Origin of the sequence: Mycobacterium saskatchewanense, assembly GCF_010729105.1 — a bacterium.
In the GTDB taxonomy this organism is placed as follows: Bacteria; Actinomycetota; Actinomycetes; order Mycobacteriales; family Mycobacteriaceae; genus Mycobacterium; species Mycobacterium saskatchewanense.
Window position 1 is genome coordinate 5,942,439 of record NZ_AP022573.1, and the last position, 18,883, is coordinate 5,961,321.

At 70.8% G+C, this 18,883-nt stretch carries 19 protein-coding genes; 9 read left to right on the top strand and 10 right to left on the bottom strand.

Translation table 11 applies throughout. The annotated features are described in order from the left end of the window. Positions 1-101: 101 nt before the first annotated feature. Positions 102-1,601: a cation:proton antiporter domain-containing protein gene (locus G6N56_RS27995; RefSeq protein WP_085257604.1), complete on the top strand. Its 1,500-nt coding sequence runs from the start codon at positions 102-104 to the stop codon at positions 1,599-1,601. Between the two features lie 58 nt (positions 1,602-1,659). Then, positions 1,660-3,573, top strand: coding sequence for a 1-deoxy-D-xylulose-5-phosphate synthase (gene dxs / locus G6N56_RS28000; RefSeq protein WP_085257603.1), 1,914 nt, complete (start codon positions 1,660-1,662; stop codon positions 3,571-3,573). Between the two features lie 36 nt (positions 3,574-3,609). On the opposite strand, the gene G6N56_RS28005 is transcribed toward dxs, so the two are convergent. The 3 genes from G6N56_RS28005 to G6N56_RS28015 form a co-directional block, all read right to left on the bottom strand. Next, complete coding sequence (locus G6N56_RS28005) at positions 3,610-4,899, bottom strand: ribonuclease D (protein WP_085257602.1); 1,290 nt, start codon at positions 4,897-4,899, stop codon at positions 3,610-3,612. A 1-nt stretch (position 4,900) separates the two neighbouring features. Further along, entirely contained in the window at positions 4,901-5,482 is a 582-nt protein-coding gene (locus G6N56_RS28010) for a DUF3000 domain-containing protein (protein WP_232069169.1), read from the bottom strand. A 119-nt stretch (positions 5,483-5,601) separates the two neighbouring features. Beyond that, on the bottom strand, positions 5,602-6,423 hold the full coding sequence (locus G6N56_RS28015) for an enoyl-CoA hydratase/isomerase family protein (protein ID WP_085257600.1): 822 nt from the start codon (positions 6,421-6,423) through the stop codon (positions 5,602-5,604). A 47-nt stretch (positions 6,424-6,470) separates the two neighbouring features. Between G6N56_RS28015 and hemE the strand changes: the two genes are divergently transcribed. The 5 genes from hemE (at position 6,471) to G6N56_RS28040 (ending at position 11,338) form a co-directional block, all read left to right on the top strand. Then, entirely contained in the window at positions 6,471-7,532 is a 1,062-nt protein-coding gene (gene hemE / locus G6N56_RS28020) for a uroporphyrinogen decarboxylase (protein WP_085257599.1), read from the top strand. Continuing rightward, positions 7,529-8,881, top strand: coding sequence for a protoporphyrinogen oxidase (locus G6N56_RS28025; RefSeq protein WP_085257598.1), 1,353 nt, complete (start codon positions 7,529-7,531; stop codon positions 8,879-8,881). Before hemE ends, G6N56_RS28025 begins: the two co-directional genes overlap by 4 nt. A gap of 5 nt (positions 8,882-8,886) precedes the next feature. After that, positions 8,887-9,582: a hydrogen peroxide-dependent heme synthase gene (hemQ, locus tag G6N56_RS28030; protein ID WP_085257597.1), complete on the top strand. Its 696-nt coding sequence runs from the start codon at positions 8,887-8,889 to the stop codon at positions 9,580-9,582. Further along, positions 9,579-10,331 (top strand): class I SAM-dependent methyltransferase, encoded by a 753-nt coding sequence (locus G6N56_RS28035; RefSeq protein WP_085257596.1) that lies wholly within the window; start codon positions 9,579-9,581, stop codon positions 10,329-10,331. The genes hemQ and G6N56_RS28035 overlap by 4 nt, the downstream gene beginning before the upstream one ends. Before the next feature lie 149 nt (positions 10,332-10,480). Then, on the top strand, positions 10,481-11,338 hold the full coding sequence (locus G6N56_RS28040; protein ID WP_085257595.1) for an endonuclease domain-containing protein: 858 nt from the start codon (positions 10,481-10,483) through the stop codon (positions 11,336-11,338). Positions 11,339-11,407: 69 nt separating this feature from the next. Here G6N56_RS28040 and msrB read toward each other — a convergent pair whose 3' ends face one another. The 4 genes from msrB to G6N56_RS28060 are packed head-to-tail and all read right to left on the bottom strand — an operon-like array spanning position 11,408 to position 15,492. Further along, positions 11,408-11,815: a peptide-methionine (R)-S-oxide reductase MsrB gene (gene msrB / locus G6N56_RS28045; protein ID WP_085257594.1), complete on the bottom strand. Its 408-nt coding sequence runs from the start codon at positions 11,813-11,815 to the stop codon at positions 11,408-11,410. After that, the gene (aftC, locus tag G6N56_RS28050; protein ID WP_085257593.1) at positions 11,812-13,122 is read right to left on the bottom strand and encodes an arabinofuranan 3-O-arabinosyltransferase; all 1,311 of its coding nucleotides are present in this window, start codon (positions 13,120-13,122) and stop codon (positions 11,812-11,814) included. The genes msrB and aftC overlap by 4 nt, the downstream gene beginning before the upstream one ends. Positions 13,123-13,141: 19 nt before the next feature. Then, positions 13,142-14,701, bottom strand: coding sequence for an alpha/beta fold hydrolase (locus G6N56_RS28055; protein ID WP_085257592.1), 1,560 nt, complete (start codon positions 14,699-14,701; stop codon positions 13,142-13,144). A gap of 14 nt (positions 14,702-14,715) precedes the next feature. Continuing rightward, positions 14,716-15,492 carry a pyrimidine reductase family protein gene (locus G6N56_RS28060; protein WP_085257591.1) on the bottom strand — a complete coding sequence of 259 codons (777 nt, stop codon included), beginning with the start codon at positions 15,490-15,492 and terminating at the stop codon, positions 14,716-14,718. Here G6N56_RS28060 and zapE point away from each other — a divergent pair. Then, positions 15,491-16,588 carry a cell division protein ZapE gene (zapE, locus tag G6N56_RS28065; protein WP_142280770.1) on the top strand — a complete coding sequence of 366 codons (1,098 nt, stop codon included), beginning with the start codon at positions 15,491-15,493 and terminating at the stop codon, positions 16,586-16,588. The two genes, G6N56_RS28060 and zapE, sit on opposite strands and share 2 nt — an antisense overlap. Here zapE and G6N56_RS28070 read toward each other — a convergent pair. The 3 genes from G6N56_RS28070 to G6N56_RS28080 are packed head-to-tail and all read right to left on the bottom strand — an operon-like array spanning position 16,563 to position 18,384. Continuing rightward, positions 16,563-17,093, bottom strand: a complete 531-nt coding sequence (locus G6N56_RS28070) for a GNAT family N-acetyltransferase (RefSeq protein WP_085257589.1) — start codon at positions 17,091-17,093, stop codon at positions 16,563-16,565. The genes zapE and G6N56_RS28070 overlap by 26 nt on opposite strands. Next, positions 17,081-17,602, bottom strand: a complete 522-nt coding sequence (locus G6N56_RS28075; RefSeq protein WP_085257588.1) for a hypothetical protein — start codon at positions 17,600-17,602, stop codon at positions 17,081-17,083. Before G6N56_RS28075 ends, G6N56_RS28070 begins: the two co-directional genes overlap by 13 nt. 44 nt (positions 17,603-17,646) lie before the next feature. Continuing rightward, on the bottom strand, positions 17,647-18,384 hold the full coding sequence (locus G6N56_RS28080) for a Clp protease N-terminal domain-containing protein (protein ID WP_085257587.1): 738 nt from the start codon (positions 18,382-18,384) through the stop codon (positions 17,647-17,649). A 108-nt stretch (positions 18,385-18,492) separates the two neighbouring features. Here G6N56_RS28080 and G6N56_RS28085 point away from each other — a divergent pair, with 108 nt between their 5' ends. Continuing rightward, the gene (locus G6N56_RS28085; protein WP_085257586.1) at positions 18,493-18,822 is read left to right on the top strand and encodes a DUF732 domain-containing protein; all 330 of its coding nucleotides are present in this window, start codon (positions 18,493-18,495) and stop codon (positions 18,820-18,822) included. The last annotated feature ends 61 nt before the right edge of the window (positions 18,823-18,883 follow it).

Below are 18,883 nucleotides of genomic sequence, written 5' to 3' on the forward strand. Positions count from 1 at the left end.
TCCGTCGCGGTGTGCCGGGAAGTCTGGTCGGCGATGTTCTCGATGTCCCTGTCGATCCATCGAAAGGCTGGAGTGCCCCCCATCGTCGACCGGCTGCCCGCATGGCACGTGTTCGCCCGTACCCGGTTGCCGCGATCGTGAACGACAGCCTTCGCTACGCCCTGATCATCCTGTTTTCCAGCGCGGTCGGTTTGGTCGCGGTGCTGGCGAACCGCCTGACCGAGCGGGTCAAGATTCCCGTGCCGCTGCTCGTGCTGGTCGGCACTGCACTGGTGGTGCACGCCGTGCCCGCGGTGCAGTCACCGTCCGAACGGATCGTGGAACGGGTCATCACCATCGCGCTGGTGCTGGTCTTGTTCGACGGCGGAATGCACATCGGGCCTTCGCGTTTCCGCGCGGCGGTGGTGCCGATCCTGTCGGTCGGCGTCGTGGGCACCGCGCTCACCGCCGCCGGCGCCGCGCTGATGCTGCACTACGGGTGCGGAGTCGGCTGGTTCCCCGCGGTCCTCGTCGCCACCGCGGTGGCTCCCACCGATCCGGCCGTGGTCTTCTCGGTGCTGGGCAAACGCGAGATCAGGGGTCGCAGCAGCACCATCCTGGAGGGCGAGTCCGGCGCCAATGATCCGGTGGGCATCGCGTTGATGTCCAGCCTGATCGCCGCTGGTGGCCTCAGCGCGGCCGGGTTCGCCGGCGTGGGGGCACAGTTCGCGCTGCAGATGGCGGTCGGCCTTGCCGTCGGGGTTGTCGGCGGCCGCGCCCTGCTCGTCTTCATGCGTCGCGTGGCGTTGCCGAGCGAGGGCCTCTACTCGCTGCGGACGCTGGCCTCCAGCCTGATGCTGTACGGCATCGCCACGCTTGCGCACGGGTCGGGGTTTCTGGCGGTGTTCGTCGCCGGCATCGTGATCGGTGACGCGCGCGCGCCCTACAAGCCGGAGATCAAGAGATTCCACGCCGCCCTGGCCGGATTGGCCGAGATCGTCGCGTTCGCCATTCTGGGGTTGACCGTCGACCTCAACGTGCTCACCCATCCCGACGTGTGGATTCCCGGCGTCGTTCTCGGGGCGGCGCTGACGGCGCTGATTCGCCCGGCGGCCGTGAGCGCCTGCCTGGTCGGCGTGCGACTCAGGCGAAACGAACGCCTCTTCATCCTGTTCGCCGGGCTCAAGGGGGCGGTGCCGATCCTGCTCGGCGAGTTCCTGCGGGCAGCGCATATCCCGGACGCCGAGCGTCTGTACGGCGTGGTGGTCGTGGTCGTCATCTTCTCGGTGCTGGTGCAGGGCAGCGCGGTGCCCGGCGTCGCCCGGCTGCTGCGCCTCCCGATGCGGACCGTGGAGACCCAGCCCTGGGCGATAGGGGTCCGGCTGGCGGACGAACCGGAGGGCGTCCATCGCTTCAACGTCGCCTCGGGGTCCGCCGCCGAGGGGTGCACGGTCGAGGGGGTCAGCGACCGCGTCGGCGACATCTGGGTCAGCATCGTGGTCCGCACCACCGGCCTGGTGCCGGTGCGCGGCGACACCGAACTTCAGGCCGGCGACGAGGTCGTCATCCTGGCCGACCCCGAACTCCACGACACCCTGGCCGAACTGTTCGGCTCGAGGTAGGCCGGGTGCTTCCGGTCGCCTCCCTGCCACCCCCGCGGTCGCTGCGTAGACTATCGGGATGCTGGAACAGATCCGCGGCCCCGCCGATCTGCAGCACCTTTCCCAACAGCAGCTGCGCGCTCTCGCCGCCGAGATCCGCGAGTTCCTGATTCACAAGGTCGCTGCCACCGGGGGACACCTCGGACCCAACCTGGGCGTCGTCGAGTTGACGCTCGCGCTGCACCGGGTGTTCGACTCGCCGCACGATCCGATCATCTTCGACACCGGCCACCAGGCCTACGTGCACAAGATGCTGACCGGGCGCTCCCAAGACTTCGAAACCCTGCGCAAAAAGGGCGGTCTCTCCGGGTATCCGTCGCGCGCCGAGAGCGAGCACGACTGGGTGGAGTCCAGCCACGCCAGCGCCGCGCTGTCCTACGCCGACGGCCTGGCCAAGGCGTTCGAGCTGACCGGGCACCGCAACCGGCACGTCGTCGCGGTGGTCGGGGACGGCGCGCTCACCGGCGGCATGTGCTGGGAGGCGCTGAACAACATCGCCGCGTCGAAGCGGCCCGTGATCATCGTGGTCAACGACAACGGGCGCAGCTACGCACCCACGATCGGCGGCGTCGCAGACCACCTGGCCTCCCTGCGGCTGCAGCCGGCCTACGAGCAGGCCCTGGCCAAGGGCCGAGAGGCCGTCCGCGCCGTCCCGGTCGTCGGCAAGCTCGCGTACCGCTTCATGCATAGCGTCAAGGCCGGTATCAAGGACTCCCTGTCGCCGCAGCTGCTGTTCACCGACCTCGGGCTCAAGTACGTCGGCCCCGTCGACGGGCACGACGAGCGCGCCGTCGAGGCCGCGTTGCGGCACGCCCGCGGCTTCGGCCGCCCGGTGATCGTGCACGTCGTCACCCGCAAGGGCATGGGCTTCGCGCCGGCCGAGGACGACGAGGCAGAGCAGATGCACTCCTGCGGCGTGATCGACCCCGTCACCGGCCGGGCCACCAAGGTCGCCGCCCCCGGCTGGACCGCCACGTTCTCCGACGCGCTCATCGGCTACGGCCGCAAGCGCCGGGACGTCGTGGCCATCACCGCGGCGATGCCAGGTCCCACCGGGCTGACGCCGTTCGGGCAGCAGTTCCCCGATCGCCTGTTCGACGTCGGCATCGCCGAGCAACACGCGCTGACGTCGGCCGCGGGGCTGGCGATGGGCGGCATGCACCCGGTGGTCGCCATCTATTCGACGTTCCTCAATCGCGCCTTCGACCAGATCATGATGGACGTCGCGCTGCACAAGCTGCCCGTCACGATGGTGCTCGACCGCGCCGGCATCACCGGTTCGGACGGCCCCAGTCACAACGGCATGTGGGACCTTTCGGTGCTGGGCATCGTGCCGGGCATGCGGGTCGCCGCGCCGCGCGATGCGACCCGGCTGCGGGAGGAACTGGGCGAGGCGCTCGATGTCAACGACGGTCCCACTGCGCTGCGGTTCCCGAAAGGCGATGTGGGTGAAGACATCCCGGCCCTGGAGCGGCGGTCGGGCGTGGACGTGCTCGCGGTGCCGGCCGCCGGGTTGAACCACGACGTGTTGCTGGTGGCGGTCGGCGCGTTTGCGTCGATGGCGCTGGAGGTGGCCAAGCGGTTGCACAACCAGGGCATCGGCGTGACCGTGATCGACCCGCGGTGGGTGCTGCCGGTGTCCGACGCCGTCGTCGACTTGGCGGCGCAGCACAAGCTGGTCGTCACGTGCGAGGACAACGGCGTCAACGGCGGGGTGGGCTCGGCGGTGTCGGGCGCGCTGCGGCGCGCCGAGATCGACACGCCGTGCCGCGACGTCGGGCTGCCGCAGGACTTCTTCGAGCACGCGTCCCGCGGTGAGCTGCTGTCCGACCTCGGGCTGACCGACCAGGACGTCGCCCGCCGGATCACGGGTTGGGTTGCCGCGCTGGGCAGCTACGAATCGAAGACCGAGATCCGCGAGGCCCTCGACTAGCAGGGGCCGGGCGCCGAGATCGACGTCGGCGGGCCCTCACTCGTCCGGCGCATCCGGTGGCCGCAGGGCCTCGGCCAGCGCCCCGACCACGAGCTCGCGCTGCCATGGCCGCGCGTGGCCGGCGCGCAGGAACGCGTCGACGGCGCCTGCCCGGTCGGGCGCGTCCTCCCAGTCCCAGCACAGCCGCCGCACCAGGTCGGGCGAAACCAGGTTCTCGGTGGGAATCCCGACCCGCTCCGACACCTCGGACAGCGCGGCCCGCGCGGCCTCGAGCCGGGCCGCCGCCTCCGGTTTGCGCCTGCTCCACCGCGCCGCCGGGGGCGGCCCGTTCGGCGGCTCGACCTCCTCGGGTGGGCTCGGGTTCTTCCGGGCGGCTTCGAGGGCCGCCAGCCAGGTCGCCGCGCTGCGCCGTTGGTTGCGCCCGCCGAACACCGGCAGCGCGACCAGCTCCTCGATGGTTTTCGGGTCGGCGACCGCGGCGTCGATGATGGCGGAGTCGGGCAGGATGCGGCGGGGCGCGATGTCGCGGCGTTCGGCGATCCGGTCGCGCGTCGTCCACAGCTCGCGGACCGCGGCCAGGGCGCGCCGGTCGCGCACCCGGTGGATCCCCGACGTCCGGCGCCAGCGGTCCCGCCGCGCGGCGCCGTCCCTCAAGACGTCCCCCGTCTTGAACGTGCGCAGGTAGTCGAATTCCTGTGCGGCCCAATCGGTTTTGCCCTGGCCGGCGAGCACCTCGGAGATCGCCGCGCGCAGCTCGATCAGCAGCTCGACGTCCAGGGCGGCGTAGTTGAGCCACTCATCCGGCAGCGGGCGCCTGGACCAGTCGGCGGCCCCGTGGCCTTTGGCCAACCCGAAACCCAGCAGCCGCTCGACCATGGTCGCGAGGTTCACCCGGTCGAACCCGGCCAGCCGCCCGGCGAGTTCGGTGTCGTAGAGGGCGGGCGGGCGCATGCCGAGTTCGGCCAGGCACGGCAGGTCCTGGTCGGCGGAGTGCAGGATCCACTCGTCGTCGCCGAGCACCTCGGCGACGGGCCGCAGCGCGGTCAACGGGTCGGCGCCGTGGCTGACGGGGTCGATGAGGACGGTGCCGGCGCCTGCGCGCCGGATCTGGATCAGGTATGCCCGGTTGGAGTAGCGGAAGCCCGACGCGCGCTCGGCGTCCACCGCGAACGGTCCGTGGCCACCTGCCAGCAGCCCCGCGGCGGCCTCGATCTCGGGGACGCTCACCGATAGATCGGGGAGTCCCTTGGCGGGGTACAGCAGCGGTGTGGGCGGGGGTGTCTCGGGGTCGGTGCTGCCTTGGTCGCGGGTGTCCGGTTCGCTCATGTCAGGCGCGGGAGCGCGAGCTGAGGTCGGTGACCCCGGCCGGCGGCAGGCCCGCGGCATGCTCGAGCACGTCGCAGAACGCCTCGACGTGCGCGCCGACGTCGGGGGTGGTGGCCGTCCACGACGCCCGCAGCTCGAGCTGGTGGGCGCGCGGCGGCCCGGAGATGTCGCCGTAGCGCACCGACGTGGTGGCGGTGACGGTGCCGCCCAGCGCCGTGACGCGCTCGGTGCGCGCCTCGAGCGCGTCGTGCAGCCAGCTCCAGGCCACCTCGGGCAGCAGGGGATCGACGGCTTCGCTGGGATCCAGGTCGGCCTGGATGAAGGCGACCAGCCGCAGCGTGCCGTCCCAGGCGTCGGCGCCGTCGGGGTCGTACAGCAGGATGAGCCGGCCGAAGGCGTCACCCTCGGAGCGCTCGGGAATGATTTCGAGGTCGGGGTGCTTCACCTCGGCCCCCAGCGCGTAGCTGAAGGGCGCCAGGCGCTGCGGCGGGCGGATCGGCCCCAGCTCGATCTCCGGCCGCGGGGTGACGGCGTTCATCGCCGCCACCGCCTCGCGGAAGGGGGCCGGTTCGAGTGAGCTCACAGCGTCCGACGGTAGACCCATCGGTGGACACGCCGAAACAGGCGCGCCGATTCGGGCACCCGTCGCGACCAAGCCGTTATCCGGGCCCACCGGGGCCTTGCTGAGGCCGAAGTGCCTGCTCAGGGGGTACTTCCTCCGGTGAACCGGGCGGGGCGCTTCTCCCGGTGCGCCGCGAGTCCCTCCTGGACGTCCGGGCCGCTGAAACTGAGGAATTCCAGGCCGAGCGACGTTTCGAAGGTGGGCCCGAACATCCGGTACCAGGAGTTCAGGCTGTGCTTGGTCCAGCGGATCGCGTTCTGCGCGCCCTGCGCCAGGTTCTCGGCGAGCCGGGTGGCGGTCGGCAGGACGTCGTCGTCGTCGACGCAGGTGGACACGAGGCCGATGCGCTCGGCCTCATCGCCGAGCAGCGTCTCGCAGGTCAGCAGGTAGTACTTCGCCTTGGCCATCCCGACCAGCAGGGGCCAGCAGATCGCGGCGTGGTCGCCCGCCGCGACGCCCAGCTTGGTGTGCCCGTCGATGAGTTTCGCGGTGCGGCCCGCGACCGAGATGTCGGCGAGCAGCGCGACCACCAGGCCCGCCCCGACGGCCGGTCCCCGGATCGCCGAGACCACCGGCTTGTCGAAGTTGACCATGTTGAGCACCAGGTCGCGCGCCTCCCGCATGATGCGGATCCGGCCCTCGTAGTCGCCGATGGTCTCGGCGATCAGGTCGAAGCTGCCGCCGGACGAGAAGGCCTTGCCCTCGCCGCGGACCAGGACCACCCGCACGGCGGGGTCGCGGGCGATGGCCGGCCAGACGTCGGCCAGGTCCCGGTGCATTTGCGGGCCGACGGAGTTGAGTCCGGGGGAGTCGAGCACCAGCGTCAGGATGCCGTTGTCGCCCACTTCGCAGCGCAGGCTGGGGAACTCGGCGTAATCCACCGGGGGCTCGTTGACTGGCACGGTCGTCGATACTACGCAGCGGCACCCACGTGGCAGCATTGAGGACGATGGACAGCCCCACGCTTACTCGTCGCGACCTTCCGGAGTCGGCCTACCTGGCCGCCGTCACCGGCCGCAAGCCCGCCCGGATCCCGGTGTGGTTCATGCGGCAGGCCGGACGATCGCTCCCGGAGTATCGCGAGCTGCGGGCCCAGACCGACATGCTCGCGGCCTGCTTCGACGCCGAGCTGGTCTGCGAGATCACTTTGCAGCCGGTGCGCCGCCACGACGTCGACGCGGCGATCCTGTTCTCCGACATCGTGGTTCCGCTGCTCGGCGCCGGCGTCGACCTGGACATCGTCGCGGGCGTCGGGCCGGTGATCGCGTCGCCGGTGCGCACCGCGGCAGACGTCGACGCGCTGAAACCCCTCGACGCACAGCGCGTCCAGCCGGTGGCGGACGCGGTCAGCCTGCTGGTGGCCGCCCTGGGTGAGGTGCCGCTGATCGGGTTCGCCGGCGCGCCGTTCACGCTGGCGTCCTACCTGATCGAGGGGGGGCCCAGTCGTCACCACGCCCGCACCAAGGCGATGATGCTCGCCGAACCCGACAGCTGGCATGCGCTGTTGGAGAAGCTGACCGACATCACCGTCGGTTTCCTGCGGGCGCAACTCGACGCCGGGGTGGACGCCATCCAGGTGTTCGACTCGTGGGCCGGGGCGCTGTCGCTGGCCGACTACCGCGCCCATGTGGCGCCGCACAGCGCGCGGGTGTTCGCCACGCTGGCCGAGTACGGCGTCCCCATGACCCACTTCGGGGTGGGCACCGCCGAACTCCTGGGCGCGATGTCGGCCGCGGGTGCCACGGTCGTCGGCGTGGATTGGCGGACCGCGCTGGCCGACGCCGCCACCCGCGTGGCGCCCGGCACCGCGCTGCAGGGCAACCTCGATCCGGTGGTGGTGCTGGCCGGTTGGCCGGTGGTGGAGCGCGCCGCGCGGGCCGTGGTCGACGACGGGCGCCGCGCGGTCGACGCGGGCGCGGCCGGACACGTCTTCAATCTCGGCCACGGCGTGCTGCCGGAAACGGACCCCGGCGTGCTGACCGAGCTGGTGTCCCTGGTCCACTCCCTATGAGCCGGTCGTATTGCATCGTCGGGGGCGGGATCTCGGGTCTGACGGCGGCATATCGACTGCGCGCGGCTGTCGGCCCCGACGCGACCATCACGCTGTTCGAACCGGGAGACCGGCTGGGTGGCATCCTGCGCACCGAGCAGGTCGGCGGGCAGCCGATGGACCTCGGCGCCGAGGCCTTCATCCTGCGCCGGCCCGAGATGCCGACGCTGCTGGCCGAGCTGGGCCTGTCGGGACGCCAACGGGTCTCTACCGGCGCTCGGCCGTTGATCTACAGCCAGGGGGAGTTGCACCCGCTGCCCACCGGCACGGTCGTCGGCATGCCGTCGTCGGCGGCGTCGGTGGCCGGTCTCGTCGACGACGAGACCGTGGCGCGGATCCGGGACGAACCGGCGCGGCCGCTGGACTGGCGCGCGGGCAGCGATCCGTCGGTCGCCGATCTCGTGGGCGACCGGTTCGGCGAGCAGGTGGTGGCCCGGTCCGTGGATCCGCTGCTGAGCGGGGTCTACGCCGGCTCGGCGGCGACAATCGGCCTGCGCGCGGCGGCCCCCGGCGTGGCGGCGGCCCTCGATCGGGGGGCCGCGAGCCTGACCGACGCCGTCCGGCGGGCGTTGCCGCCGCCCAACGGCGCCCCGCTGTTCGGGGCGCTGGACGGCGGCTATCGCGTGCTGGTCGACGAGCTCATGGCGCGCAGCGGGCTGCGCTGGGTGCGGGCCGCGGTGGACCGGCTCGCCCGGGCCGGATCCGGCTGGTCGCTGATCGATGACACCGGCGCCGAGTGGCGCGCGGACGCGGTGGTCGTGGCCGTCCCGCCGGCCCGGGCCGTGGCGTTGCTCGGCGGGATCGCCCCGCGCACGGTCGCCGCGGCCGGCCGGATCGCGACCGCGTCGGCGGCGGTGGTAGCGCTGGCGGTGCCCGGTGACACGCCGTTCCCGCAGTGTTCGGGCGTGCTGGTCGCCAGCGGCGAGCCCTTGCGGACCAAGGCGATCACCCTGTCGTCGCGCAAATGGGGCTCGGGCGGGCACACCCAGCTGCTGCGGCTCTCGTACGGGCGGTTCGGTGACGACGTGGCGGTGAAGACCCTCGACGACGACCTGCTCGCCTGGGCGGTGGCCGACCTGGCCGCCGTGTTCGGGCTGACGGTCGAGCCGCTGGACGCCCGGGTCCAGCGGTGGGTCGACGCGATGCCGCAGTACGGGCCCGGGCATGCCGACCTGGTTGCCGAAGTCCGCGCCGGGTTGCCGCCGACCCTCGCCGTGGCCGGCAGCTACCTCGACGGCATCGGCGTACCGGCGTGCGTCGCGGCGGCCGGCCGCGCGGTCGAGGCCCTCGATGCGAAAGTGGCACGATAGGTTCCATGGCCAAGCTCGACTACGACACCCTCAACGCGACGATCCGCTACCTGATGTTCTCGGTTTTCTCCGTGCGGCCGGGCGCGCTCGGAGATGAGCGCCACGGCGTCGTCGACGAGGCGGCGACGTTCCTCAAGCAACAAGAGGAACGCGGGGTGGTGGTGCGCGGTCTCTATGACGTCGCGGGCCTGCGCGCCGATGCCGACTTCATGATCTGGACCCACGCCGAACGCGTCGAGGCGCTGCAGGCGACCTACGCCGACTTCCGGCGCACCACCGCGCTGGGGCGGGCCTGTTCGCCGGTGTGGAGCAGCGTGGCGCTGCACCGGCCGGCCGAGTTCAACAAGAGCCACATCCCGGCGTTCCTGGCCGGCGAGGAACCCGGCGCCTACATCTGCGTGTATCCCTTCGTGCGGTCCTACGAGTGGTATCTGCTGCCCGACGAAGAGCGCCGGCGCATGCTCGCCGAGCACGGGATGGCCGCCCGCGAGTACAAGGACGTCCGCGCCAACACGGTGCCGGCGTTCGCGCTGGGCGACTACGAGTGGCTATTGGCGTTCGAGGCCCCCGAGTTGCACCGCATCGTCGACCTGATGCGCGAGTTGCGCGCCACCGACGCCCGCCGGCACACCCGCGAGGAGACGCCGTTCTTCACCGGGCCGAGGGTGCCGGTCGAGCCGCTGGTGAACTCGCTGCCATGACGACGCCATTCGATCCGACGGATCACTCCCGCTTCGAGGAGATGTACCGCGACGATCGTCTGTCGCACGGGCTGCCGGCCGCCACGCCGTGGGACATCGGCGGCCCGCAGCCGGTGGTCCAGCAGCTGGAGGCGGTGGGTGCCATCAAGGGTGAGGTGCTCGACCCGGGCACCGGGCCCGGCCACCACGCCATCTATTACGCCTCGAAGGGCTACGCCGCCACCGGCATCGACGGCTCCGCGACCGCTTTGGAGCGGGCGCGGGCAAACGCCGAAAAGGCCGGGGTCTCGGTCGACTTCGTGCTTGCCGACGCCACCAAACTGGAGGGGTTCGAGGGCCGCTTCGACACCGTCGTCGACTGCGCCTTCTACCACACGTTCAGCACCGACCCCGAGCTGCAGAGGTCGTACGTGCAGGCGCTGCGCCGCGCGACGAAACCGGGTGCGCGGCTGTACATGTTCGAGTTCGGCCAACACGACGTCAACGGCTTCACGATGATGCGGTCGTTGTCGGAGAGCGACTTTCGCGACGTGCTTCCGGTCGGCGGGTGGGAGATCACGTATCTGGGGCCCACGACCTACCTGGTCAACATCAGCGCCGAGCAGATCGAGATGATGGCCGCGCGCAATGCCGGCATGGCCGAGCAGACCGGGGACATGCTGAAGCGCTTCCGGGCGATGGAGCCGTGGCTGGTTAATGGCCGGGTGCACGCCCCGTTCTGGGAAGTGCACGCGACGCGGGTGGACTGAGGCGGGCTCGTCCGCTTTTGCGGCGTTTTGGCGCCGCCCTGGGCCCCCTTGGCGCCGCGACACATAAACGTCTGCGACGACACGCTGGAAAGCAACGCAGCCGTTTATGTCTCGTGGATCCCTGCGCCGGGTACCGACGTCTTTCGGTTGTGGGCGACGTGTTCAAAGGCAGCGAGGCCGTGCGGCAGGGCCGGCTTACCCCGTATCGGCTGCGGACCGAGTTCCGGGCAGTCCTTCCCGACGTGTATCTGCCGAGTCACGCCGCGCCGTCGCTGCGCGCCCGTTCGACGGCCGCGTGGCTGTGGTCGGGCCGTCGCGGCGTGCTGGCCGGACTCGCCGCCGCGGCGCTGCACGGCTCGTGCTGGGTCGACGACGACGAGCCCGTCGAGTTGATTTGGCGAAACCAGCACGCGCCGGTCGGCGTGCTGACCCGCAACCTGCGGGTGGGGCCCGACGAGGTCACCCGTGTCTCTGGGTTACCCGTGACCACCCTGGTGCGGACGGCTTACGACCTGGCCAGGAGGGCGCCGATCGGCGAGGCGGTGGCGCGGCTCGACGCGCTGATGCGGGCCACCCCGTTCCGCGTGGACGACGTGCTGTGGCTGGCGGAGCGGTACCCGGGTGCGCGTGGCCTGCGGCGGCTGCGCGCGGCGCTGCCGCTCGTCGATCCCGGCGCCGCGTCGCCCCGGGAGACCTGGCTGCGTCTTCTGCTGGTCGACGCCGGGTTGCCGGCCCCGGCCACGCAAATACCGATCAACGAGGGCTGGCGAACGGTTGGCGTGCTGGACATGGGCTGGGAGCGGTACGGGGTGGCCGCCGAATACGACGGCGACCACCACCGCACCAGTCGCCGCCAGTACGCCCGGGACCAGTGGCGATCGCGCAAGCTGGAGGAACTCGGCTGGATCGTCATCCGGGTGATCGCCGAGGACAGGCCGGAGGACGTCGTGCGTCGCGTGCGCGCCGCGCTGATCCACCGCGGGTGCCCCGAGCTTCGCGAGATATAAGTGTCTGCGACGCCCGTCGGCGAGTCGTATGTGTGGTTTATGTGTCGCGACGGCGCGGCGGAACGAACCCTATGAGCCCGTCGGCACCAGGCGCAGCGAGATCGAGTTGATGCAGTAGCGCTGATCGGTGGGCGTCGGGTAACCCTCACCCTCGAACACGTGCCCCAGGTGGCTGTGGCAGTTGGCGCACAGCACCTCGACCCGACGCATGCCCATCGAGTCGTCGGGGCGCAGGATGACCGCGTCGGAGTCCGCCGGGTCGAAGAACGACGGCCAGCCGCAGTGCGACTCGAACTTCTCTGTGCTGCGGAACAATTCGGCCCCGCAGGCGCGGCACTGGTAGACGCCTTCGGTCTTGGTGTCGGTGTACTCACCGGTGAAGGGCCGCTCGGTGCCGGCCTGGCGCAGCACGTGAAACTCTTCGGGCGTGAGCTTCTGGCGCCACTCGGCATCGGTCAGCTGCAGCTTCGGATTCATGCATCCACGCTAGCGCGCCGGCGCCCGGCCGTCAGCCACGCTGGATCGATCCCCTCATCCAGCCGGTCCTCGGCCTTGGCGTCCAGATAGCGGAAGCACAGCACCGTGAACACCACGATGAGCAGGAGCGACCAGCCGTACGTGATCTTCAGGTAGTGCAACGCGCGGCCGTACCTCATCCACCGGTAGATCAGCCAGTCGTCCAGCGCCAGGAACCCGTAGACCCCGAGCCACGCCGGCCAGTTGCGGATCAGCGAGTTGGGCAGGACGACGGTCATCAGGAACGGGAACAGCATCATCGAGTAGTAGCCCTGGGCCAGCGAGAGCACCAGCCACGACCACAGCAGCAGCACGCCCGACGAGCTGGTGAACCAGAACAGCGGGTCGCGGGTGCGGTAGTAGCGGTACAGCAGCCACATGGCGCCGATCGCAATGAGCGTGAACAGGATTCGCAGGAACACGATGAGCCACGTGGGCAGGCCGAAGTACACGCCGTTGCCCTCGATGGAGCTGTTGAAGTAGTCGCGCGTGCCCAGGATGTACGGCACCGTCTTGGTGAAGAAATCCATCGGGTGGCTGACCAGCGGCCAGGCGGCCACGTTGATCACCACCGGCACCGCGACGGCGGGCACCAGCGCCCGCCACTGGCGATTGAGCAGCGGCAGCAACAGCAACGGCCCGAGCAGGGGTTTGAGCGTCAGAGTCAGCCCGATCGCGACGCCGGCCCACCACTGGCGGCTGACGCGCCCGTCCAGCAACCAGCGCAGGAACAGCATCTCCGCGAGCAGCACGCAGCCGTTGATGTTGGTGAACACCAGGGTGCTGGTCACGCTCTCGGTGCAGAACATGGCGAGCAGCAGGGCGGGCGCGGCCACGGACGACAGGGTGAACTTGAACATCCGCAGCAGCAGGTACCAGGCGACGAGGATCGCCACGGTGTTGATCAGCACGAACAGGTACCGCGACGGCGTGAAGGACAGATACCCGAACGGCGCCATCAGCAGCGTGCCGCCGGGCGGGTACAGGTAGTGCGGGTCGACGTAGTCGAAGTGCTCGTTGTAGATGTCCCAGCCGCGCCGGAAGTTGAGCACCGCCCGATAGACGGGCTTGAAGTCGTCGGTGATGTTGCCGTTGAGCGTGAGGATGATGCTGCGGTGCAGCACCGACATGATCGCCAGGGGCCACAAGACGGAGCGCACGATGGTCGCCGCGCTCGGTGCGCCGGTGCGGGGAGAAAAGGCGGCCAGCGCCCGCTCGCGCAAGCCGGTTCGGGTCGAGTCAGCTGCCGTCACCAGCGCACCGTACACCGGCGCCCCACTCCGAAACTCAGGCGGGACAGTACGTGTCGGTCCCGGGTAGCTTGCCGCTGTCGAGGTAGCCGACGAGCGCGGGGACCGCGCAGGCCGAGTAGATGCTGGCGCCGTGTCCGATGCCCTGCCACATCACCCGCTTGCTCGCCGCGTTGGCGTTGATGATGGTGGCCGCGGTCGCGGCCACCCCTTCACTGCCGACGATCGGGTCGTTCTGCACCCCGGCCAGCAGAACGTCGACCTTGAGGTCCTTGGGCGCCGGCTGCGGCGAGCCGCTGGGCCAGTGCACGCACTTGACCAGGTTGAGCGCGGCGACGGTGCCGAACTGCGGGTAGAGCTTGCCCCAGGCGACGACGAGTTCGCGCACCCGGTCCGGCGTCGGCCGGTTGATCGCGTCGCTGCAGGAGTTGACGAACTGGCCGTCGGAGTCCTGCACCGCGTCGGCGTGGTTGATCAGGTTCGTCAGCTGGTTGGTGTCACCGGCGCGGGCCGTCGCCAGCGCGGCCCCGAGGCTGTTGGTGGCGCCGACGCGGCCGCCGGTGGGGAAGCCCAACGCGACGGTGATGGCGCCGGCCACTTCGGCCACCGACGCACCGCCGGGGCCCCTGCCGGCGCGGGCGTCGGCCAGCAGCTGGCTGACGGCCCCCTTGGGGTCGGCGCCAAGCGGGCAGTTCACCGCGACGCACTGGGCGGCGAACGCGTCGAGCGCGGCCTGCTGGCCCTTGACCTGCTGCTCGGCGGCCGCCTCGGCGCTGACGCCCAGCGCCACTGGGGAGTCGAGGATCAGTCGCGCGACCTTGTCCGGGCGCGACGCGGCGTAGGTGAGGGCCACCTGCGCGCCGTTGCCGATCCCGATGAGTGCGACCGCCGGCACGTCCCACAGGGTGCGCAGCCGCTCGATGTCCGACGCGGCATGGGAGTTGTCGTACGCCGACGCGCCCGGCGCGATGGCGTCGGTGCAGTTCGTGGTGGCGGTGTTGGAGACGTCGGAGAGGTTGGCGACCGGGTCGTCGCCGCTCTGGAACTGCGCCTGGTCGCGCATCTCCTGGCGGTCGATGCGGTCGCGGCAGTCGATCGGGCTGGACATGCCGATCCCGCGGCGATCGACGGCGACAATGGGGTGGGCCTGCAGGACGTCCGCGCCCGCGCCGGCGAGCCACACCGGCAGCTGCGCCGACGACGGCAGGTCGGAGCCGGTGGTGAAGACCAGCGGCCCGGCGTCGCGCGGGGTCTTGGTCGAGCGGGCACGGACCACGCCGATGGTGAGGCTCCCCGATCCGCCATTGACCGGGTCCAGGTCGGTGTCGTAGTTCGCGCAGTCGAGCTGGACGCCGGGCGCGGGGCGCACGGCCGCGTCGCCGAAGACCCGCGCCGTGCAGTCGTGCCAGGACAGGTCGTTCTTCGGTGCCGCGATCGGCGGCGGGCCGCTCGGGGGTGGCTTGGCGCTGGGCACCCCCTGTGGGCGGGCCCCGGAATTGGTGGCGAAGCGCGGGTCCGCGGCCAGGCCCGGGACGCAGCCGGCCAGTACGGTCGTCACCGCCAGCAGGATGGCGGCGCGCGTGATCTGGCGACTCATGCCGACCACAGTAGCTAGGCCTTGACGTATCGGGTGTAAAGGTAGCCGGCGTCGTCGGACAGGACGTGGGCGCAGCGCATCCGGGTGAGCAGCTGTCCCGGCCCCCCCGCGATGCGCCGGGCCGCGCCGCCGACGACGAAGGGCGCGATCGTGAGGCAGAGCTCGTCGAGCAGGTCGCGCCGGATGAACGACCCCAGCAGCGTCGGGCCGCCCTCGGTGAGGATGCGGCGCATGCCCCGCCCGCCCAGGGTCGCCAGGATGGCGGCCTCGTCCACCTGCCCGGGGTCGTCGCCCGAGCAGTCGACCACCTCGCACAGCCCGCCGAGCCTGCGGCTTGTCTCCTCGACGGCGGTCGCGCAGGTGAGCACCAGTGGCGGCACCTCGGTGCGGGTGAACACCGCCATCTCGCGTTCCAGGTGACCGGACCCGCTGACGATCGCGAGCTGCGGAACCTCGCTCTGGCCGCGCGCCTGCCGCTGCTGGCGCTGCGGGACGCTGAGGTGCGCGCCCGAGTAGCCCTCGATGCGGACCGTGCCCGCACCGACGACGATGACGTCGGCGAGTTCGCGCAGCAGGTTGAAGATGAGGCGGTCCCCGGGACCGCCCATGGATCCGCTGGTGCCGTCCGCGGTCGCCCCGCCGTCCAGGCTGGTGATGAAGTTGGCGCGCACCCACATCTCGCGCGACACCGGGTAGTCGTACAGCGGGGGCAGTGCGGCGGCGTCGAGCGGCCGTACGGCCCCCAGCAGCGACAGCGGCGGCGTCTCGGGGATGGCCCCGGAGTCGGGCATGGGACCGATTGCAGCACGGCGCTACAGTGCGGGCATGCACGGGTCCACTTCCGGCCGCGTGGCGCGTCTGGTGGATCGGCATCCGACTGTGTCCCCCGAACGGCTGATCGCGCAGTTGCGCCCCCCGCCCACGTTCGCCGACGTGAGTTTCACGACGTATCGGCCCGACCCGGCGGAGCCGACGCAGGCGGCCGCGGTGACGGCGTGCGAGGACTTCTGCCGGGAGGCCGTGGAGCGGCGGGCGGGCCGCCGGAAACTCTTCGGCAAGCGGGCCGTGTTGCCCGGGGTCGGGCTATACCTGGACGGCGGGTTCGGCGTGGGCAAGACGCACCTGCTGGCGTCGGCCTACTACCAATTGCCCGGCGACGGGCCGGGGGCGGCCGGGGCCCCGACACCCAAGGCGTTCGCGACGTTCGGGGAGCTGACCCAGCTCGCGGGGGTGTTCGGCTACGCGGAATGCATTGAGCTGCTGGCCGATTACACCGCGGTGTGCATCGACGAGTTCGAGCTCGATGACCCGGGCAACACGACGCTGATCTCGCGCCTGCTCTCGTCGCTGGTCGAGCGCGGGGTGTCGGTGGCCGCGACCTCGAACACTCTGCCTGAGCAGCTCGGCGAGGGCCGCTTCGCCGCCCAGGATTTCCTGCGTGAAATCAACACGCTGGCAAGCATTTTCACCACCGTGCGGATAGAGGGCCCCGATTACCGGCACCGCGGCCTGCCGCCGGCGCCGCAGCCGTTGTCGGACGTGGAGGTGGGGGCGCGCGCCGCCCGAACCCCGGGCGCGACGCTCGACGACTTCGACGCGTTGTGCGCGCACCTCGCCACCATGCACCCGTCGCGCTATCTCACCCTGATCGAGGGTGTGACCGCCGTCTTCGTCACCGGCGTGCACGGCCTCGACGACCAGAACGTGGCGCTGCGGGTGGTGTCGCTGACCGATCGGCTCTACGACGCCGGCATCCCGGTGGCGGCGTCCGGGGCACCGCTGGACACCATCTTCAGCGCCGAGATGCTGGCCGGCGGATACCGAAAGAAGTACTTGCGGGCCATCTCTCGGCTGCTGGCGCTCACCGCGCAAGCACGCGAACCATGACGTAGTCGTCCTCGATGCGCGTCCCCACCCGAAAGGTTCTGGTGCCGTCGACCACAAACCCGCTCTTGGTATAAAAGCGTTGCGCGCGATGGTTTTGCTGGTTGACCCCCAGCCAGACGCGCCGGACGCCCCACCCTCTCGCGGTGGCCAGGGTGCGGTCCATCAACGCCGCCGAGACGCCGGCGCCGTGGTAGTCGGCCAACACATAGATCTTGGACAGCTCGGCGGTGTCCCCTTCGCGAACGAGCATGGCGTACCCGACGATTCGGCCGTCGTGTCTCGCGGTGAGGATCGCCCGGCGCGGGTCGGCCAGGTATTCGGCGAACCGCTCGGCGGACAGGTTGGCCTCGATGAACGACGCGATGTTTTCAGCCGCCGTCCCGGGTGGGCACGCCAACGGAAAGGTATGTGCGGCAACGGCCGCCAGTTCGCCGGTGTCGACGGAGCCCGGCGCGGCGAGGTCGACGGCAGGTGTCAGCGATTCGCCGCGGATCAAAGATTCCATTGGGCGAGGTGATAGCCCGTCGTCCGATCCAGCAGGACGACGGTGGAGACCGGGTCGCGGTAGGCGTCCCAATAGACTTCGCCGCGCACGATCGCCCCGTTGGGGGCGTTCACCAGCACATTGTCCAGCGAGTCGGGTGCGTCGTTCGGCTTCGGCTTGTAGGCGTCGGCGAATGGTGTCACCCCGGTGAAGCTGAAGTCTTTCCCCATGATGAACGCGTTGGGCACGCGGATGGCGCGGACCACCACGTCCGCGCGCTCGACGGAACTGCCGGGGAAGCCCCGAAAGGTGCCCTCGCGCGTGTAGCCGAATCCCGGCGGTGGGTCGCAGGGCGACACCCCGGTGACCGTGACGTCCGCGATGTAGGTGCCGTTGTCCACCCGCAACGTGTCGCCGATGTGACCGATCGGTGCGTCACCGGCGTGAGCCCTGGGGGCGGCCATGCCCACCGCGATGACGCTCGCGCCGGCCACGAGAGCGGTGGACAGGGCGATCAACCAGCGGTGCATCTTTGCTCCTCCCGCGCAGGACCTTCGCATGATCCCACACGGGGTCAGCCGTCCGCACCCACCGTCTTGCCGCCGGCCAGCGATTCCAGCGCGGCGGTCATGTCGACCTCCACGCGGCTTTTGTCGACGCCGGCCCGGTGCAGCGGTCCGCCGTCGTCTTCCGATTCGAGCAGCGCCAGCAGCAGGTGCTCGGTGCCGATGTAGTTGTGGCCGAGCCGCAGCGCTTCCCGGAAGGTCAGCTCCAGCACCTTGCGGGCCGGGCCGCTGAAGGGGATGAGCTGGGGCGGCCCGCCGGCGGCCGGTGGGAGCTTCACGGACGCGCGCAGGGCCTCGGTGTCCACCTTCTGCAGGTGCAGCAGGACGGTGGCGAGCGCGGCCTTGTCGCTGAGCAGACCGAGCAGCAGGTGGTCGGGAGTGATCTCGCCATTGCCGGCCTCGTGGGCGGCGTTCTGCGCCGCGACGACGGCGCCGCGGGCCCGCGGGGTGAAGCGCCCGAATCCCTGCTCGGGGTCCAGAGTGGTGGCCTCGGCCCGGGGGACGAACCGCTTCTGGGCGGCCTGCCTGGTGACACCCATGCTCTTGCCGATGTCGGTCCACGACGCTCCCGAGCGACGCGCCTGGTCGACGAAGTGGCCGATCAGGTGGTCGGCGATTTCGCCCAGGTGCTCGGCGGCCAGGACGGCGTCGGCCAGCTGGTCGAGCGCGTCGGCGTGTACCCGCTTGATGGCGTCGATGAGTTCGTCAAGGCGGACGGGGTAGGCGATGCGCGTCGAGTCGGCCATGCGTCAACGTTAGGTTGACGATGGCGCGGTTGTCAACCACGGGTTGACGGTGCGGGAATCCGGGAATGAGATGCGCGCCGGTCAGGACTCTGAGAGCATCGGACTGCTATGAAAGCCCTCCTGGCGCCGGCCGTCCTCGCCGCCCTCATCGGTGCGGCTGTGCCCGCCTCCGCCGACGGCAACGACGACGCCTTCCTCGCCTCGCTGCAGGCGGCCGGCATCACCTACCAGGGCACCGATCGCGTCATCGCGGCCGGCAAATCGGTCTGCAAGATGGTCGACCAGGGCAAGCAGATGGTGGATGTCGTCAAGACCGTGCAGAACCTCAACCCGGGCCTGCACGGGGACAACGCCGCCCGGTTCACCGCCATCGCCGCGAACGTGTACTGCCCGCAGGCGCTCGCGGTGGTCGCGGGCAAGCCCGGCGACGGGGCATAACGTCATCCCGTTTTTACAGCGCCGCTACCGACGACTGGGTTAACGAAACCTTTCGTAAACA

Coding starts and splice junctions, on each gene's coding strand:
- hemE (WP_085257599.1), top strand. CDS start 6,471: ATGGACAGCCCCACGCTTACTCGTCGCGACCTTCCGGAGTCGGCCTAC.
- G6N56_RS28085 (WP_085257586.1), top strand. CDS start 18,493: ATGAAAGCCCTCCTGGCGCCGGCCGTCCTCGCCGCCCTCATCGGTGCG.
- G6N56_RS28055 (WP_085257592.1), bottom strand. CDS start 14,701: ATGAGTCGCCAGATCACGCGCGCCGCCATCCTGCTGGCGGTGACGACC.
- G6N56_RS28025 (WP_085257598.1), top strand. CDS start 7,529: ATGAGCCGGTCGTATTGCATCGTCGGGGGCGGGATCTCGGGTCTGACG.
- G6N56_RS28005 (WP_085257602.1), bottom strand. CDS start 4,899: ATGAGCGAACCGGACACCCGCGACCAAGGCAGCACCGACCCCGAGACA.
- G6N56_RS28070 (WP_085257589.1), bottom strand. CDS start 17,093: ATGGAATCTTTGATCCGCGGCGAATCGCTGACACCTGCCGTCGACCTC.
- msrB (WP_085257594.1), bottom strand. CDS start 11,815: ATGAATCCGAAGCTGCAGCTGACCGATGCCGAGTGGCGCCAGAAGCTC.
- G6N56_RS28075 (WP_085257588.1), bottom strand. CDS start 17,602: ATGCACCGCTGGTTGATCGCCCTGTCCACCGCTCTCGTGGCCGGCGCG.
- G6N56_RS27995 (WP_085257604.1), top strand. CDS start 102: ATGGCACGTGTTCGCCCGTACCCGGTTGCCGCGATCGTGAACGACAGC.
- G6N56_RS28035 (WP_085257596.1), top strand. CDS start 9,579: ATGACGACGCCATTCGATCCGACGGATCACTCCCGCTTCGAGGAGATG.
- zapE (WP_142280770.1), top strand. CDS start 15,491: ATGGGACCGATTGCAGCACGGCGCTACAGTGCGGGCATGCACGGGTCC.
- G6N56_RS28060 (WP_085257591.1), bottom strand. CDS start 15,492: ATGCCCGACTCCGGGGCCATCCCCGAGACGCCGCCGCTGTCGCTGCTG.
- dxs (WP_085257603.1), top strand. CDS start 1,660: ATGCTGGAACAGATCCGCGGCCCCGCCGATCTGCAGCACCTTTCCCAA.
- hemQ (WP_085257597.1), top strand. CDS start 8,887: ATGGCCAAGCTCGACTACGACACCCTCAACGCGACGATCCGCTACCTG.
- G6N56_RS28080 (WP_085257587.1), bottom strand. CDS start 18,384: ATGGCCGACTCGACGCGCATCGCCTACCCCGTCCGCCTTGACGAACTC.